The organism is Bradyrhizobium sp. USDA 4538, assembly GCF_024171045.1.
GTDB classification, from domain to species: Bacteria; Pseudomonadota; Alphaproteobacteria; order Rhizobiales; family Xanthobacteraceae; genus Bradyrhizobium; species Bradyrhizobium australafricanum.
The window spans coordinates 6,658,823-6,674,276 of sequence record NZ_JALJZE010000001.1; the positions used below are offsets into that span (position 1 = coordinate 6,658,823).

Annotated in this window: 15 protein-coding genes; 11 read left to right on the forward strand and 4 right to left on the reverse strand. The window is 63.9% G+C overall.

Going from position 1 to position 15,454, the window contains the following annotated elements; all coding sequences use genetic code 11:
- Positions 1-18: 18 nt before the first annotated feature.
- The 3 genes from fliM to J2R78_RS30215 are packed head-to-tail and all read left to right on the forward strand — an operon-like array spanning position 19 to position 2,494.
- Positions 19-1,221 carry a flagellar motor switch protein FliM gene (fliM, locus tag J2R78_RS30205; RefSeq protein ID WP_057018625.1) on the forward strand — a complete coding sequence of 401 codons (1,203 nt, stop codon included), beginning with the start codon at positions 19-21 and terminating at the stop codon, positions 1,219-1,221.
- On the forward strand, positions 1,218-1,685 hold the full coding sequence (locus J2R78_RS30210; RefSeq protein WP_225160169.1) for a DUF6468 domain-containing protein: 468 nt from the start codon (positions 1,218-1,220) through the stop codon (positions 1,683-1,685). The genes fliM and J2R78_RS30210 overlap by 4 nt, the downstream gene beginning before the upstream one ends.
- Positions 1,682-2,494, forward strand: a complete 813-nt coding sequence (locus tag J2R78_RS30215) for a MotE family protein (protein ID WP_253607870.1) — start codon at positions 1,682-1,684, stop codon at positions 2,492-2,494. Before J2R78_RS30210 ends, J2R78_RS30215 begins: the two co-directional genes overlap by 4 nt.
- A gap of 40 nt (positions 2,495-2,534) precedes the next feature.
- Here the strand turns inward: J2R78_RS30215 and J2R78_RS30220 are convergent, their stop codons facing one another.
- Entirely contained in the window at positions 2,535-3,740 is a 1,206-nt protein-coding gene (locus J2R78_RS30220; protein ID WP_253607871.1) for a glycosyltransferase family 87 protein, read from the reverse strand.
- A 355-nt stretch (positions 3,741-4,095) separates the two neighbouring features.
- Between J2R78_RS30220 and J2R78_RS30225 the strand changes: the two genes are divergently transcribed.
- Both J2R78_RS30225 and J2R78_RS30230 read left to right on the forward strand, forming a co-directional pair.
- Positions 4,096-5,313, forward strand: coding sequence for a glycosyltransferase family 87 protein (locus J2R78_RS30225; protein ID WP_253607872.1), 1,218 nt, complete (start codon positions 4,096-4,098; stop codon positions 5,311-5,313).
- Between the two features lie 382 nt (positions 5,314-5,695).
- Complete coding sequence (locus tag J2R78_RS30230; protein ID WP_253607873.1) at positions 5,696-6,538, forward strand: c-type cytochrome; 843 nt, start codon at positions 5,696-5,698, stop codon at positions 6,536-6,538.
- A gap of 99 nt (positions 6,539-6,637) precedes the next feature.
- On the opposite strand, the gene J2R78_RS30235 is transcribed toward J2R78_RS30230, so the two are convergent.
- Positions 6,638-6,928: an addiction module antidote protein gene (locus J2R78_RS30235; protein ID WP_092084956.1), complete on the reverse strand. Its 291-nt coding sequence runs from the start codon at positions 6,926-6,928 to the stop codon at positions 6,638-6,640.
- Between the two features lies 1 nt (position 6,929).
- Entirely contained in the window at positions 6,930-7,232 is a 303-nt protein-coding gene (locus tag J2R78_RS30240) for a type II toxin-antitoxin system RelE/ParE family toxin (protein ID WP_309145023.1), read from the reverse strand.
- 174 nt (positions 7,233-7,406) lie between these two features.
- Between J2R78_RS30240 and J2R78_RS30245 the strand changes: the two genes are divergently transcribed.
- Entirely contained in the window at positions 7,407-11,219 is a 3,813-nt protein-coding gene (locus J2R78_RS30245) for a tetratricopeptide repeat protein (RefSeq protein WP_253607874.1), read from the forward strand.
- Positions 11,220-11,231: 12 nt separating this feature from the next.
- Here J2R78_RS30245 and J2R78_RS30250 read toward each other — a convergent pair whose 3' ends face one another.
- Positions 11,232-12,068 carry a glyoxalase superfamily protein gene (locus J2R78_RS30250; protein WP_253607875.1) on the reverse strand — a complete coding sequence of 279 codons (837 nt, stop codon included), beginning with the start codon at positions 12,066-12,068 and terminating at the stop codon, positions 11,232-11,234.
- A gap of 274 nt (positions 12,069-12,342) precedes the next feature.
- Between J2R78_RS30250 and J2R78_RS30255 the strand changes: the two genes are divergently transcribed.
- From J2R78_RS30255 to J2R78_RS30275, 5 genes are all read left to right on the forward strand, one after another.
- A complete protein-coding gene (locus J2R78_RS30255) occupies positions 12,343-12,582 on the forward strand; it encodes a hypothetical protein (protein WP_253607876.1) in 240 nt (79 codons plus the stop codon).
- A gap of 193 nt (positions 12,583-12,775) precedes the next feature.
- Entirely contained in the window at positions 12,776-13,339 is a 564-nt protein-coding gene (locus J2R78_RS30260; protein WP_253607877.1) for a histidine phosphatase family protein, read from the forward strand.
- A 48-nt stretch (positions 13,340-13,387) separates the two neighbouring features.
- Positions 13,388-14,353 (forward strand): LysR family transcriptional regulator, encoded by a 966-nt coding sequence (locus J2R78_RS30265; protein WP_253607878.1) that lies wholly within the window; start codon positions 13,388-13,390, stop codon positions 14,351-14,353.
- An 87-nt stretch (positions 14,354-14,440) separates the two neighbouring features.
- Complete coding sequence (locus tag J2R78_RS30270; protein ID WP_253607879.1) at positions 14,441-15,151, forward strand: SDR family NAD(P)-dependent oxidoreductase; 711 nt, start codon at positions 14,441-14,443, stop codon at positions 15,149-15,151.
- Between the two features lie 22 nt (positions 15,152-15,173).
- Positions 15,174-15,425, forward strand: coding sequence for a 4-oxalocrotonate tautomerase family protein (locus J2R78_RS30275; RefSeq protein WP_038385470.1), 252 nt, complete (start codon positions 15,174-15,176; stop codon positions 15,423-15,425).
- The last annotated feature ends 29 nt before the right edge of the window (positions 15,426-15,454 follow it).

Consider the following 15,454-nt stretch of genomic DNA (forward strand, 5'->3'; position numbering starts at 1 on the left):
CGGGGTGGATGTAAAGCCATGGCCGGCAACGACCAGATGGACCAGGACGCCATTGCGGCGCAGTGGGAAGCCTCGCTCGATTCCGAGGATCCCGCGGCGGCCGCGGCGGAAGCCGCCAAGAACGAGCTCACCGAGAACATGGCGCTGCAATGGGCCGCCATGGTCGAGGACGGCAGCCGCGACTTCGGCAGCAAGAGCACCAATGGCGAGCGCGTGCTGTCGCAGGAGGAGATCGACAATCTCCTCGGCTTCACGGTCGGCGACGTTAGCCTCGACGACCATTCCGGCATCCGCGCCATCATCGATTCCGCGATGGTGTCCTACGAGCGTCTGCCGATGCTCGAAATCGTGTTCGACCGCCTGGTGCGGTTGATGACGACCAGTTTGCGCAATTTCACCTCCGACAACGTCGAGGTCTCGCTCGACCGCATCACCTCGGTGCGCTTCGGCGACTACATGAACTCGATCCCGTTGCCGGCGGTGCTCTCGGTGTTCAAGGCGGAGGAGTGGGAGAACTTCGGGCTCGCTACCGTCGATTCCAGCCTGATCTATTCGATGATCGACGTGCTGCTCGGCGGCCGCCGCGGCCAGACCCAGCTGCGCATCGAGGGCCGGCCCTACACCACGATCGAGACCAACCTCGTCAAGCGCCTGGTCGAGGTGGTGCTGTCGGATGCCGAGCAGGCGTTCCGGCCGCTGTCGCCGGTGACCTTCACGATCGACCGGCTCGAGACCAACCCGCGCTTTGCCGCGATCAGCCGCCCGGCCAATGCCGCGATCCTGGTGCGCCTGCGCATCGACATGGAAGACCGCGGCGGCAATGTCGAATTGCTGCTGCCCTACGCCACCATTGAACCGATCCGCAACGTGCTGTTGCAGATGTTCATGGGCGAAAAGTTCGGCCGCGACCCGATCTGGGAAGGCCATTTCGCCACCGAAGTGGCGCAGGCCGAGATCTCGGTCGACGCGGTGCTCTATGAGGCCGATATCCCGCTGAAGGAGCTGATGAAGCTCAAGGTCGGCGACACGCTGCCGCTGGATATCCGCTCCGACGCGCTGGTCTCGGTGCGCTGCGGCAACGTCACCCTGACCGAAGGGCGCATGGGCCGGGTCGGCGACCGTGTCGCGATCCGCGTCACCAAGAATTTGCGTAAACCCCAAACCACCTTCGCGATGTTCGAGAAGGCGGACGAGCGGACCAAGATGATGGAGGCACCATGAGTCATGTGCTTGGACTAGCAATCGAGAGTCTGGTAGCCGTGCTGCTGATGCTGACGATCGGCTATTGCTGGCTGCTCAACAAGCGCCTGCAGCGGCTGAAGGCCGACGAGCATTCGCTGAAGGCGACGATCGCCGAATTGATCACCGCGACCGAGATCGCCGAGCGGGCGATCGGCGGGTTGAAGCACGCGGTGCGCGACGTCAATGAGAACCTCGGCAACCAGCTCGATGCGGCGACGCAGATGTCGGCACTGCTGAAGAACCAGCTGGCGGAGGGCGACCACGTGGTGCGCCGCCTGTCCAAAATCGCGATGGCCGCGCGGCCGTCCGAGCCCGCACAGGCACCGGCGGCTGCGCCCGCCGCGCCAGCGGCGCCGGCGCCCAGGGTCTCGGCCGCACACGCGGTTGCCGCGGCGGCTGAAGCCTTCACCGAGCGCAGGAGGGCCGGCGGCCTCGCTGCATGAAGTTGCTTCGTGACATCAGAGTGATGCCCGTGGTGCTGGTCGCGATCTTCGGCCTGATGGTGCTGAAGGTCGCCGGCCTCGTGCTCGATGGCGGTTACGTGTTTGCCGACGATATGCCGCCGGCCGGCCCGGCTGGCCCATCTTGGGCGCAACAGAATTTCAACTTCCCCGGCGTCGGCAAGGCGGTGGTGGACAGCAAGATCAAGGCCGATCCCGGCGACATCACGGGATCGGTCGAGCACAAGGACGCCAAGAAGGACGAGGCGCCGAAGCCGGCCGCACCGGCCGCGGAGCCGTCCAAGCCCGATGGCGTCGTCGTCAACCTGGATGCGCCGCCGCAAGTGTCGGCATCCGAGCGCGCGATCCTGGAGCGGCTGCAGGCGCGCCGCCAGGAGCTCGAGACGCGTGCGCGCGAGGTCGAGATCCGCGAAAGCCTGCTGAAGGCCGCCGAGAAGCGCATCGAGGCCAAGGTCGAGGAGGCCAAGGCCAATGATGCCAAGACGAATGCCGATGCCGCGGCAAAGGCGGAAGCCGATGCCGCGCGCTTCAAGGGCATCGTCACCATGTACGAGAACATGAAGCCGAAGGACGCCGCGAAGGTGTTCGATCGCCTGGAAATGAACGTGCTCTACCAGATCGCCTCGCAGATCCAGCCGCGCAAGATGTCCGACATCCTCGGCCTGATGCAGCCGGAAGCCGCCGAACGGCTCACGGTCGAACTCGCCCGCCGTGCCGGCGGCGACAAGTCGGCCTCGACCGACGATCTTCCCAAGATCGAAGGCAAGATGCTCACGCCGAAGACGAATTGATGGGAGCTATCTGAGAGTCCGTCAATTGGCGGTGGACTCCTCAGCCGTAAGCCAGATCCGACTTGACGCCGGGTTGCCTGCATCGCATCCAGATCATCGCGATGAGGGTCGCGCACATGAACGGACCGACCGGCACGAGTGCGACCGGGTAGGTGAACCCCGCCAGGACAAGCACGCCGAACCCGATCCGGAGTTCGGAGCGATTCGAGAGAAGCGAGCCATGTTCGGCCATGGGCGCGTTCATCAGAAAGATGAGCGCGAGAGCCAGTAGCGCCGTATCGTAGATCGCGAAGTAGGGAGAGACGAGCAGGGTCGCGACGAGCAGGCTCGCGGCCTTGACGGCGAAGCTGACGTTGCGGCGCCATATGATCAGCGTCCACGTCGCGGCTGCCGCAGCGACCGCGACGTGCAGTGCCATGGCCGATCCATAGCCAAAACCGGCAAACCGAAGCACGCCGTAGACGCTCTGCAGTTTGTACCAAGCCAGTGTGCCGGTGAGATGGAACTGCGTCGTCGCGAAGACGGCGGCTTCGCGGAACCCCTCAAAAGTGTCCCAGCCGAAGGTAAGCCCGGTGAGCAGCAAGAGCACCGGTGTCACCAAACTGGCTGTGATGAAGACGGTCCAGCGTCCAGTAGCGATCAAAACGAGGGGAAGCAGGACGCCATATTGCGGCTTGAAGATCAGCAGCGCGATCAGGAAGCCGCTGACGATCGGACGCCTGTCCAGCGTCAGCAGAATCGCGCCGAGCAGCGATGCCGCGAGCAGGGAGCTTTGTCCGACAATGAAATCGTACAGGACGGCCGGCACGGCGAATGCCAGCAGCAGTACCGCGAAGCGCAGCCGGATGGCGGAAACAACGAGCGCCCAGCACAGCAGCTTTGCGGTGCTCCAGATCCAGAACGCGGTCGGAAACGGCAGCAGTGCCAGCAGTGTCGCCGCAAAGAGAAAAAACGGCGGGTAGAAAAACGGTATCGGCACCTCGTAAACGGGGAACGGAGCGTCGTTCAAGCTGGGATGTATTTGAATGATCGCTTGCCGCAACCGCGGCCAATCGTAGGCGGTGGCGGCATGGCCATCGAGAGCCATTTTCCCCGCGCTCCAAAAGCACGAAAAGTCGAGCCCGGTCGCGCCGGTACCGTCAACGACTTTCGGTAACACGCAGTACAGGGTAAAGCCCAACACGATGAGGCAGGCAATGGCCAATGCACGGTCGTATCCGCTGCGCTCCGCACGGGCGCGCACCATTCCAAATCCGTTCATGAAACTGCCAGAAACTAAGAATTGCTTGAAATGTAAGCGGTTGTATACCGCAACTGGCGGTGGCGCAAGCGAGTGGCCGATCTCCCTGCGGCGTTGGGTTAATCGCTGGGAGTTCCGCGCATGCCTGGTGGACCGGGGGTAATCCTCTCGATGCAGACGCGGATGTTCGCCGCCTCCGATGATGTGGGCTCGAGGGAGTCTCCGCGAAGCCAAACGCGTATCGACGCCGAGAAGCGTACGCCGGTTATGGTAGCCTTAAACGGTAGCGTTAAGTTGCAACCGATTTGTCATTCTGGAATTGAAGTCGCTATGTCTCAAGGTGGTGTTTCAGGAATTGCCGATGCTGAAAGACATGCCATGGCTCACCGCGCCGCGCGCCCGATTATACGTGAGTGGCGTCGCAATTGTGCTGGTGCTGACCCTTGCGAGGTCGCTCTTGCTATTTTACCGCGATGGCGGCTATGGCGCGAATAACTTTCTGCTCGGCTCGGACTTCCTGACGTTCTGGGCGGCCTCGCTTCAGGTTCTGGCCGGGCATCCCGCCGAGGTTTATGTGCCCGAATTGCATCTGCTCGCGGAAGCTCCATACCTGCGAGAGGGCTACGAGGCGTTCTTCTATCCGCCGACGATGCTGCTTTTGTGCGTGCCGCTCGCGCTCGCGCCGTATTTCGTCTCGCTGTTCGTGTTCATTGGTATGACGGCGGCGTCGTTCGCCGCGGTGATCTGGCGTATCTTGCGAACGCCTTGGTGCCTGGTCGCGATCCTTGCCTATGCGCCGGTCTATCTTAATGCCGTGGCGGGGCAGAACGCCTTTCTGACGGCATCGATCCTTGGGTGCGGTCTCAACATCATGGACCGGAGGCCAAAGCTCGCGGGCGCGATCCTCGGGCTGATGGTGATCAAGCCGCATTTGGCGTTGGCCGTGCCGATCGCCCTGATCGTCACAGGTCGCTGGCGCACGCTGATCTGGGCAGGCATGTCGTCGATTTCGCTCGTCGTGCTGTCCGCGCTGCTGTTCGGCCTGGACACGTGGCTCAACTTCCTCGACGTCTCTCACTCGGCCCGGCAGGCTCTGGAGAACGGCGACGTCGAGTTTTCATTGCTGCAGAGTGTGTACGCGACAGCGCGCCTGCTCGGCGCCGGCGTCAACACGGCCTTTATCATTCACGGCCTCGTGGCGCTGGGCATGACGTGTGTGCTGGTCTGGATGTTGCGTCAGAAAATCAGTGCTGCCACTGAACGCTCGATCATCGTGCTCGCCTGCCTTCTGATTACGCCGTTCTGCCTGTTCTACGACATGCTGATCATGGCGCTGCCGCTGGCCTGGATGCTCCGCGAGTGGTTGAAGGTCGGCTTTCCGGCCTGGTCGAAAATGGTGCTTGGCGTGACGTTTCTCGCGCCGATGGTCTTCTACCTACCTGTCCTCTATCAACTGTCGGTCGTGAAGCCGCTGCCTTTTGGTTCTCCGGTGATCATCTTGTTCTGCTGGTTGCTGGTCCGGGAGAGCATGCAGACGGGGCAAGCGGCGCATGGCGAACGAGAGGTCGCGACGGTCTGAGTTCGGAGTACCTCACTCGGACCTCCGTAACATCGCGGGGAGTGTCCAGCGCTGGGCTGCTGGGCTTTGATCCGGCGGAGCATCCACCGCCGCGATAAATCAGTCGCGTTGCCATTGGCGCGGGAGCAAGGGCGCAGAACAACGCTGGCGGCGCCAAGGCCATTGCAACCGAGCCATCGCGGACATTGCCAAAGTGCTTGATGCGGGTCTAGCATTGGCGTGAGGAAGGCCAGCGTGACTTCGCTGTTTTGGAGCCTTCCGCGATTGCGATCGCATGGACCGCCGCTTGAGTTGATTGATTGAATGCTCTTGTGCCGGGCGCGAAGCTGCGCCCGATCAGAAATTGAATTTTTCATCACCAAGAAATTTCGAGGAAACCAATATGCGTAGCCCGTTCATGATGCTTGTCGTCATCGCCACCACCAATCTGGCATGGGCCCAACCCGAACTCGTCAAGCGGGGCGATTACCTTGTCAACGGCATTCTGGCTTGCGGCAATTGCCACACGCCCAAAGGACCGAACGGCGATGTTTTGGAGAAGGCGTTCTCGGGCGGGGGATACTGGGACGAGCCGCCGTTCACAGTGCATGCCGCCAACATCACGCAAGACAAGGAAACAGGCATCGGAAGCTGGAGCGACGCCGATATCAAGAAACTGCTGCGGACCGGGCAAACCCCAAAGGGCGTGCATACCGCGATGATCATGCCGACCAGCTTCTATCACATCCTGACGGAAAATGATCTCGACGCGGTCGTCGCATATTTGCGTACGATCACGCCGGTCCACAACAAGGTGCCCGATCCGATCTACAAGGTGCCTCAAGTCGAGAACGTTCCGCCGGGCGGCGAGAACCCATTCGCCGAACCGATGATGAGCGACAAGGTGCAGAAGGGATTCTATCTCGTCACGATCGCGCATTGCATGGCGTGCCATACGCCGATTGGACCGAGGGGACGAGAATACAAGAGCAGTCTTGGCGCGGGTGGCGTCAAATTCTCCGGGCCGTGGGGTATCTCGGTTTCACGCAACATCACGCAGAACAAGACCAATGGGATCGGCGCATGGAGTGACGACGAGATCAAGCGTGCGATCACCGACGGTGTCAGCCGCGACGGCAGCCGTCTCGGTCGACCGATGGGATACCACTACTACGCACGGATCAGTTCAGATGACCTCGATGCCATCGTGGCGTATTTGCGCACGGTACCCGGCAGCGCGGAGTAAGGCTCGTTGCAAGGCCAATTCCTGTCCGGTCACAGCCGCGCAGCGGGCCCCTGGCTGACTCCAATTCTGCGAGGATAGCGCGCGCCGCGATCTGCGCAGCTAGGCGGCGCTCGGAACAAGCTTCAGCTTCAAACCGAGCGCTTTTGTCGCCTTGTTCAGGGTTTCAATAGTCGGATTGCCGCCGGGCCGGAATGACTTGTAGATCACTTCGCGGCTCAAGCCAGTTTCGCGCGAAAACTGCGATACGCCGCGAGCTCTGGCGATGTCGCCGATAGCTGTCGCGATGAACGAGGGATCGTCCTCTTCCAGCGCCGCTTCGAGATAGGCGATCTGCTGCTCTAGCGTCTTCAGATGATCGTTGATGTCGAACTTGGTGGTCTTGAGCGGCATCTCAAATCTCCTTCACCATCTTCTGGGCCGCCTTGACGTCCTTGCTTTGGGTTCGCTTGTCGCCGCCGCAGAGCAGGAGCACGATGGTTTTGCCTCGACGCGTGAAATATACCCGGTAGCCGGGGCCGTAATCGATCCGCATCTCGCTCACGCCTTCGCCCACCGATTTCACATCGCCTGGATTTCCGAGTTCGAGACGCCGGATGCGTGCGCCGATCCGGGCGACCGCTTTTATGTCGGCTAGCGAGTTGAGCCAGTGCGCAAAAGCGTCGGTCTGAACGACCTGGATCAGGTGTATTATCATACACAACGCGGTCGATTTGTCAACTATAGTACACAGTCATTCCGTGGCAGGGGCCGGTCCGAAACAATCCGTTGACGTTAACAGCTCCTTAACGCCGCCCGATCCAAGATCGGGAAGCGTGGGCGAGGGCGCTTCGCGCTTGGTATGGCTGGGGTCCCGAGAAAACGTTTCGAGATGGCGCGAACGGCTGCCGCTGGAACATGGTCGCTAGGCCGCGCCTGGGCGCGGACCGCGCGTCTGTGCCTGCTTGCCACCGCCCTTGCGCTTACAACCCTTACCTATCCGACTGCGGCGCGGGCCGAAGACGCGGTGCCAGGTGAGGCGACATTCTCTGCCGCGAACGGCTATGCCCGGCTGGTGCTGAAGCTGAAGGAGGATGTCGAGTCGGAGGTCACGACCGCCGGCTCGATCATCGTGATCCGCTTCAAACGTCCGGTCGATATCCCCGTCGAGAAACTGCAGGATGCGGTGCCCGATTATGTCGGCGCCGCGCGCCGCGATCCCGACGGCTCGGCGATCCGTCTGTCGCTGGCGCGCCGCGTCTCCATCAACACCATGACCGCCGGCGAGCGCATCTTCATCGACTTCCTGCCCGACAGCTGGACCGGCCCGCCGCCGTCGCTGCCGCAGGAGGTGATCCGCGAGCTTGCCGAGCGCGCCCGCGCCGCCGAGCGCCTGCTGCGCATGCAGCGTGCCGCCGACGCCGCCAAGAAGAAGCCGCCGGTGCGGGTTCGCGCGCTGGTGCAACCCACCTTCGTCCGTTTCGTGTTCGAGGTGCCCGACGGGGTCAGTGTCTCCTCGGTGCTGAACGAGCAGAAGTTGACACTGTCCTTCAACTCGGTCCTGACCTTCGACCTTGCCGATGCCAAGGTCGCCGCCCCACCGAATGTCGCGTCGATCAGCGCGCGCGCCGACACGGACACGTCGGCAGTCGACGTGTCGCTGATGGGCGATGTCGACGTGCATTCGTTCCGCGACGAGAAGAACTACATCGTCGACGTCGCCTTCCAGCAGAACGAGCAGCAGGCGGCAAAGCCCTCGCTGAGCTCAATGTTGCCGACGCCGCGCGCCAAACCGAAAGGCGCCGCGGCGATCGCGCCGGTGACGTCGGAAAGCATCGCCCAGCAGGCCAAGATCGAGATCAAGCCTGAACAGTCCAAAACCGAACCGCCGAAGTCCGAGCCTGCCAAGTCCGAACCGCTGCGCTCCGAGCCGCTCAAGCCGGAGCAAGCCACGAGCGAGCAACCGGCGGCCGCGCCCGCCAAAACGGAGCAGCCCCGATCGGAACCGTCCGATCCCGAGCTGCCGAAAATCGCGGCGGCACCTGCGGCCAACGCCGAGAACGCTGCTGCGCCGACCCCGCCGCACGACGGTGGTGCCGGCTCTGCGGCGGAACAGAACACGGCGCCCGTGACCGACGCACCACGGCCGGGGCCTGCTGTCGCCGCCGCGCCGGCGATGGAAGCGCCGGAGGCGGCTGCGGCGCCATCGCCGCCCGCTGCGGAGGCCCGTGCCGGCGGCAAGCCCGCGGTCGAGGCCCAGCGCGACAGCGACGGCCTGCGCGTGACGTTCTCATTCCCCGGCGCGACGCCGGCGGCGCTGTTCCGCCGCGCCGACACGGTTTGGATGGTGTTCGACACGGCTGAGGCAATCGACGTCGATCCGGTCCGCGCCAAGGCCGGCTCGCTGATATCAGATGTCAGCCGGATCGCGCTGGAGAAAGGCCAGGCGGTGCGCTTCCGCCTCAACCGGCCGCAGATGCCGTCGCTCGAAAGCGACGACCGCTCGCGCGGCGTGAGCTGGACGCTGACCTTTGCCGACCGCGTGCAGAAGCCGCCATTGCCGCTCACCGTGGTGCGCAACATCTCGGAGCCCTCGCTCGCCAATGTCAGCGTACCGCTCGCCAATCCCGGCCAGCTGCACAGACTGGTCGATCCCGACGCCGGCGATACGCTCTGGGTGGTGACCGCGCCGCCGCCGACCCGCGGCATCATCAAGCGGCAGGATTTCGTCGAGCTCTCGCTGCTGGAATCGATCCACGGCGTCGTGGTTCATCCGAACGCGGACGACGTCAAGGCCGAGGTCGGCGCCGACAAGGTGATGCTGGGCCGGCCGGGCGGCCTGACGCTGTCATCGGCCGACGTCGCCGCCGAGCGCGCGACCGCGGCGGTGAAGCCGTTGTTCGATCCGGACGAGTGGCGCAAGAACCAGTCAGACACGTTCCTCAAGCAGCTCGACGGCCTGATTGCGGCGACCGCGTCGGCCAATGCCGAGCAGCTGCCGCAGGCGCGGCTCGATCTCGCCGACTTCTACATGGCGCGCGGCATGTACCAGGAAGCCCATGGTGTCGCCAATCTGATCCTGTCCGAGAGCAAGCGCGGCAGCGAGACGGCGTCGGTGGTGATGGTGCACGCGGTCGCCAGCATCCTGATCGGCCACCCGGCGCAGGGCCTCAAGGATCTCGCCAATCCCGTGATCGGCAACGGCTACGATTCCCAATTGTGGAAGGGGCTCGCCTTCGCCCGCGAGGGCAAATGGGCCGAGGCGCGCGAGAAGTTCAAAAACGCCGAATTCGCGGTGGCGACGCTGCCGCCCGATTTGCAGCGCATCGTCACCATGGACTCGATGAAGGCCTCGCTCGAGGTCAAGGACTATGCCGGCGCCGCGCGGCGCAAGAGCGATCTCGACGTAGTCGGCGTTCCCGGCGAACTGAAGCCCGCGGTTGCGGTGCTGCGCGGCCGGCTGGCCGAGGCGCTCGGCCAGGAGAAGGATGCGCTCGACGCCTATCGCTTCGCCGCCAATTCGGCCGATCGCCAGGCTGCCGCCGAAGGCAGGTTGCTGGAGACGCTGCTCAAGCAGAAGCGCGGCGAGATCGGCCGCGACGATGTGCTGAAGGAGCTCGAGCTGCTGTCGATGCTGTGGCGCGGCGACAATATCGAGCTGAAGACGCTGTATGTGCTGTCGAAGATCTACGCCGAGACGGCGCGCTATGCCGACGCCTTCGCGGTGACGCGTGCGGCGACCCGGCTGCAGCCGAATGCGCCGGAATCGCGCCAGGCGCAGGATGGCGCCTCGGCCTTGTTCGTGCAGCTCTACCTCGGCCCCAGGGGCGACGAGATGTCGCCGATCGATGCGCTCGGCACCTTCTACGAATATCGCGAACTGACGCCGATCGGCCGCCGCGGCGACGAGATGATCCGCCGTCTCGCCGACCGCCTGGTCGGCGTCGATCTGCTCGACCAGGCCGCCGACCTCCTGCAATACCAGGTCGACAAGCGGCTTGAAGGCGCGGCCCGCGCCCAGGTCGCGGCGCGCCTTGCGATGGTCTATCTGATGAACCGCAAGCCCGACCGCGCCATTGCCGCGCTGCGCTCGACGCGGATCGCGGATCTCTCCGGCGAGCTGCGCCAGCAGCGGCTGCTGCTCGAGGCGCGCGCGCAGAGCGACGTTGGCCGGCACGATCTCGCGCTCGACATCATCTCGAACATCACCGGCCGCGAGGCAATCCGGCTGCGCTCCGACATCTATTGGGCGTCGCGGCGCTGGCGCGAGGCGTCCGAGCAGATCGAGCTCTATTATGGCGACCGCTGGCGCGACTTCACCCCGCTCAATCCGGGCGAGAAGGCCGATATCATCCGCGCCGTGGTCGGCTACGCGCTTGCCGAGGACGCCATCGGGCTGTCCCGGTTCCGCGAGAAATACGCGCCGCTGATGTCCGGCGATGCCGACAAGCTCGCCTTCGACTCGGCCAGCAAGCCGGTGGCGACGTCCAGCGCCGAATTCGCCCAGATCGCGCGAATGGCCGCCAGCGTCGACACGCTCGACGGCTTCATCCGCGAGATGAAGACCCGCTTCCCCGACGCCACCGCCCGCGCGCCATTGCCCGATCCGGTCGCGACCGGATCGGTGACTGACAAGCCAAAGGTCGCGCCGGTGAGCGCGCTGCCGGCGATCAAGGGCGAGCGCCGCGCCAGCGCGGCGCCGTAGCCGCGCTGGGTCTCACGGCCCGGCAGACACCCACGCGGTCGAAATGATCCCGGTGGCGTCGAGCGCGATCCGCCAATGCGAGGCGCCGTTGGCGTGCCGCACACTGTAGACATCCTCGCCCTGCGCGCCGACGCCGAGGAAGCGGGTGGCTTCGATCGCGCCGAGGTCGGCGAGGAAAGGCTGCAGGTGTGGCAATTGCTCGCGGGTCGCCGCGGCGAGCGCAGGGGTCATGTCCGCATAGTCGGGCTGTCCCGATGCGACCCCCTCGATCAGGCGGCGGACCGCAGCCTCGGTTCCTGGAGCCGGCGACTGTTTCTTCACACGCTCTGCGGTGCGATCCGCAATTTGTTTCGCACTTGCAGCGTCAATGCGCGGCATCGGCTTGTCGCCATTTTGATGCAGGATCAGTGACGTCGCCTGACCGTCAGCCGCGATGACAAAGCTGATCTGCGCGTCGACCTCCCTGGCGAAAAACTCGGTCTGGCTCTCCGCAAAGAACGGTACGGCACGCTGCCCGGTGAGCTGTACAGCCAAGTGGTGATCCTCGCGCATCACACTGAGGACGGCCTGCTCGCTGAGCTGGTAGAAGCCGGCATAGCGGTCGAGCACCGCCACAGCGACTGCGATCTCTTGCCGCATGACGTCCGGCGGCGATTGCTGAGCGGAAGGCAGCACATCGGCGGATCCGCCGGCGGCCCGTATCCGTGCCGCCAGCGTGTTCCAGTCGCGCTGGCCGAATAGTTTGGCGATCAGTTCCAGGCTGTCGCTGTGGGTGAGGGGGATCGATTTGGCGCCGAGCGCTTCGCGCAGCGTCTGAGCCATGGCCTTGGCATCACGAAAGTCGCGCATGGGATCAACCTTTGCATCGACGAACGGAAAGCGTCAGGGGCTTGCGTTGCTGACCCGTTCGTGCGGGCAAAGGAAGCCTGAAGCATGGCTTGATACCTTCACCGTCCCCGGGCGGGGTGCAAGCGGCGGGTGGTATCGACCCTGCCAAATGTTCGCCGGGGACGAGTATTTTGTCAATTGCAACTGGTTGTGATCGCACGCGATGCTCTCGACATCGTGCCGTCAAATCGGCAACCATGGCGTCCGTTGCACAGCGCCGGGAGGACGTCGTTACATGAGCAAGCCGATCAAGACCGAAGCCGAACTGATCGCGATGGCGCGGGCCGAGTTGAAGGCCCATGCCGACTGCCCCGACGGCATCGACATCTCCGTGCTGCGCGACGGCGACAGCTGGGAGTTTCGCGCCAGCGCCGATGACGCCACGGTGGCGAGGCCCGGCTATCCCGAATGCGTCGCGATGCTGGTGCAGATCGGCGACCATCTCAGCAAGCAGTATGACGTGGAGGCCGACTAAGGCCTGCATCGACGAATGCCTGTGGCCGCTTGCCCCGAGAGCGGCGCCAGGCAGCCACGCCTATGTTGACGCCATGGGCCAACCGGCGACATTCCCGATCTCGATCATTCAACCGAATCCATGGTATCGCTAAGGGCTCGTTGAACCCAAGCATTCCCGACCAATGCTTTCAGTCTTGAGCAGCAGAATAGCAATGGTCCTCCTCGCTTTGGCATGTTCGCTGGCGATCTCGGCCGGTCACGCCTTTGGCGATGACGAACAGGCCTGGGTGGCATTGAAGCGAGGCGGCATGGTTGTCCTGCTGCGCCATACCCACGTCGATATGCGAGAAGGGATCGGGCACCTCGCGCCCGGAAACTGCTCCGAGGAAGTAAACCTTTCCGCCCGCGGCATTGAGCAAGCCAAGCGGATCGGCGAAGCGTTCCGTGCCCACGGGATTGCGGTCGGAGAGGTCCTGACCAGCCCGTATTGCCGTTGCATCGACACTGGGAAGCTTGCATTCGGTCGCGCGACGCCTGTCCAATATCTGATGCCTCCAGGTGTGTTGTCCGAAAGCCAGGCGAATTCGGATCAGGAGCGGGTCTTGCAAGACATCCTTGAGTATCGGTCTTCCGCAAACCTGGTGATGATTACCCACGATCTCAACATCTCAAACATCGTTCTTGAACCATCGATCGCCATGGGAGATTTCTTTGTACTTCGGCTCAATGGGACGAATTTCGATGTCATCGGCAAGATACAGTTCGGCGACAAGTGAGAGATCGACGTCAATGTCGTCCAAGGTGTCTCCAGCGAAGGAGCCGTCATGGACCGCATCGACGCCATGAAAGTTTTCGTTGCGGCGGTCGACGAGGGCAGCCTCGCCGGTGCCGGCCGGAAACTGCGGCGCTCGCCGGCGGCGGTCAGCCGGGCGATCGCTTTCCTTGAGCACTATGTCGGCGCCGAGCTGCTACATCGCACGACGCGCTCGCTGAAGCTGAGCGATGCCGGCCAGCGCTATGCAGCCGCATGCCGTCGTATCCTCAGCGAGCTCGAGGAAGCCGACATCTCGGCGGGTGGCGAGCGGTCGGTGCCGCGCGGCACGCTGACCGTCACCGCGCCCGTCGTGGTCGGCGAGGATTTGCTGCGGCCGGTGCTCGATGCCTTCATGACGGACTATCCGGCGGTGTCGGTGCGGCTCGTGATGCTCGATCGCACCGTCAATCTGATCGACGAGGGGATCGACGTCGCGCTGCGCATCGCCCATCTCGCCGATTCCAGTTTCATCGCGATCAAGCTCGGCGAGGTGCGCCGCGTGGTGGCGGCATCGCCCGGCTATCTCGCGCAGCATCCGCTGATCAGCGAGCCGGGTGATCTGACGAAGCACCAGATCATCGCCATGACGCATTTCGGGCTCGACTCCTGGAGCTTCCCGCCGGCCGCGAAGTCGAAGATCGCGCGCGCGGTCCAGTTCACGCCGCGGCTGGTCGTCAACACGGTGCGCGCGGCGGTGGCCTCCGCCAGCGAAGGACACGGCGTCACCCGGCTGTTCTCGTATCACATCGCCGACGAAATCCGTGACGGGCGGTTGCAGATCCTGCTCCCCGGCGACGAGCATCCGCCGCTGCCGGTGCATCTTTTGGCGCCGCAGGGCCGCTTCGACGTGCCCAAGGTGCGCGCCTTCGTCGATTTCGCGACGCCGCGGCTGAAACGCTATTTCGAGCGGCTGTCGCGCGAGGCCAGCAAGGCTGGCGCCATTCGTTCGCGCCGCGGAAGAGTGTCTGCCGAATAACGGACATTCGCGCGGAAAGCGGATGTATCTAGCTTCTTCTCCATCGAAGCGGCGCTGGGTCGCTTCAGCAACAGATGGAGAGAGATCATGGGTGCAGAGCAGAAGGTTGCCATTATCACCGGTGCGTCGCAGGGCCTCGGCGAGGCCATCGTCAAGGGCTATCGCGACCGCAATTGGCGCGTCGTCGCCAATTCCCGCAGCATCAAGCCGTCGACCGACAGCGACATTCTGACCGTCGCCGGCGACATCGGCGATCCCGAAGTTGCCGACCGCATCGTCAAGCAGGCGCTCGGGCGCTTCGGCCGCATCGACACGCTGGTCAACAATGCCGGCATCTTCCTGGCCAAGCCGTTCACCGACTACACCGACCAGGACTACGCGCAGGTGCTGGCGACCAATCTCAACGGCTTCTTCTACATCAGCCGGCGCGCCGCCGGGGAGATGGAGAAGCAGGGCTCCGGACACATCGTGCAGATCACGACCAGCCTCGTCGATCACGCCAACAGCAACGTTCCCTCGGTGCTGGCCTCGCTGACCAAGGGCGGCCTGAACGCCGCCACCAAGTCGCTCGCCATCGAATATGCCGCCAAGGGCATCCGCGTGAACGCGGTCTCGCCCGGTGTGATCAGGACACCGATGCACGCGCCGGCAACGCACGACTTCCTCGCCAAGCAGCATCCGGTCGGACGCATGGGTGAAGCCAAGGACATCGTCGACGCCGTGCTGTTCCTGGAAGGCGCGGGCTTCGTCACCGGCGAGATCCTGCATGTCGACGGTGGCCAGAGCGCCGGTCATTAACGAGCACGATCCGGAGAGTGCCATGCCTATCGTCACCATCCAGGTCACGCGTGAGGGGACGGCGCCGGGGGCGTCGTCCACCACGCCGGAGCAGAAGGCTGCATTGATCAAGGGCGCCAGCGAGTTGCTGCGTGACGTGCTTGGCAAGCCGATGGAGTCGACCTTCGTCATCATCGAAGAAGTCGATACCGATAATTGGGGCTGGGGCGGGCTGCCCGCGCTGGACTATCGCAAGAAGCTCGCTGCAGCTGCGGCGTCCAAATCTTCCCGCTGAAGGCTTCCCCCAAACCGAATGTGCACCTC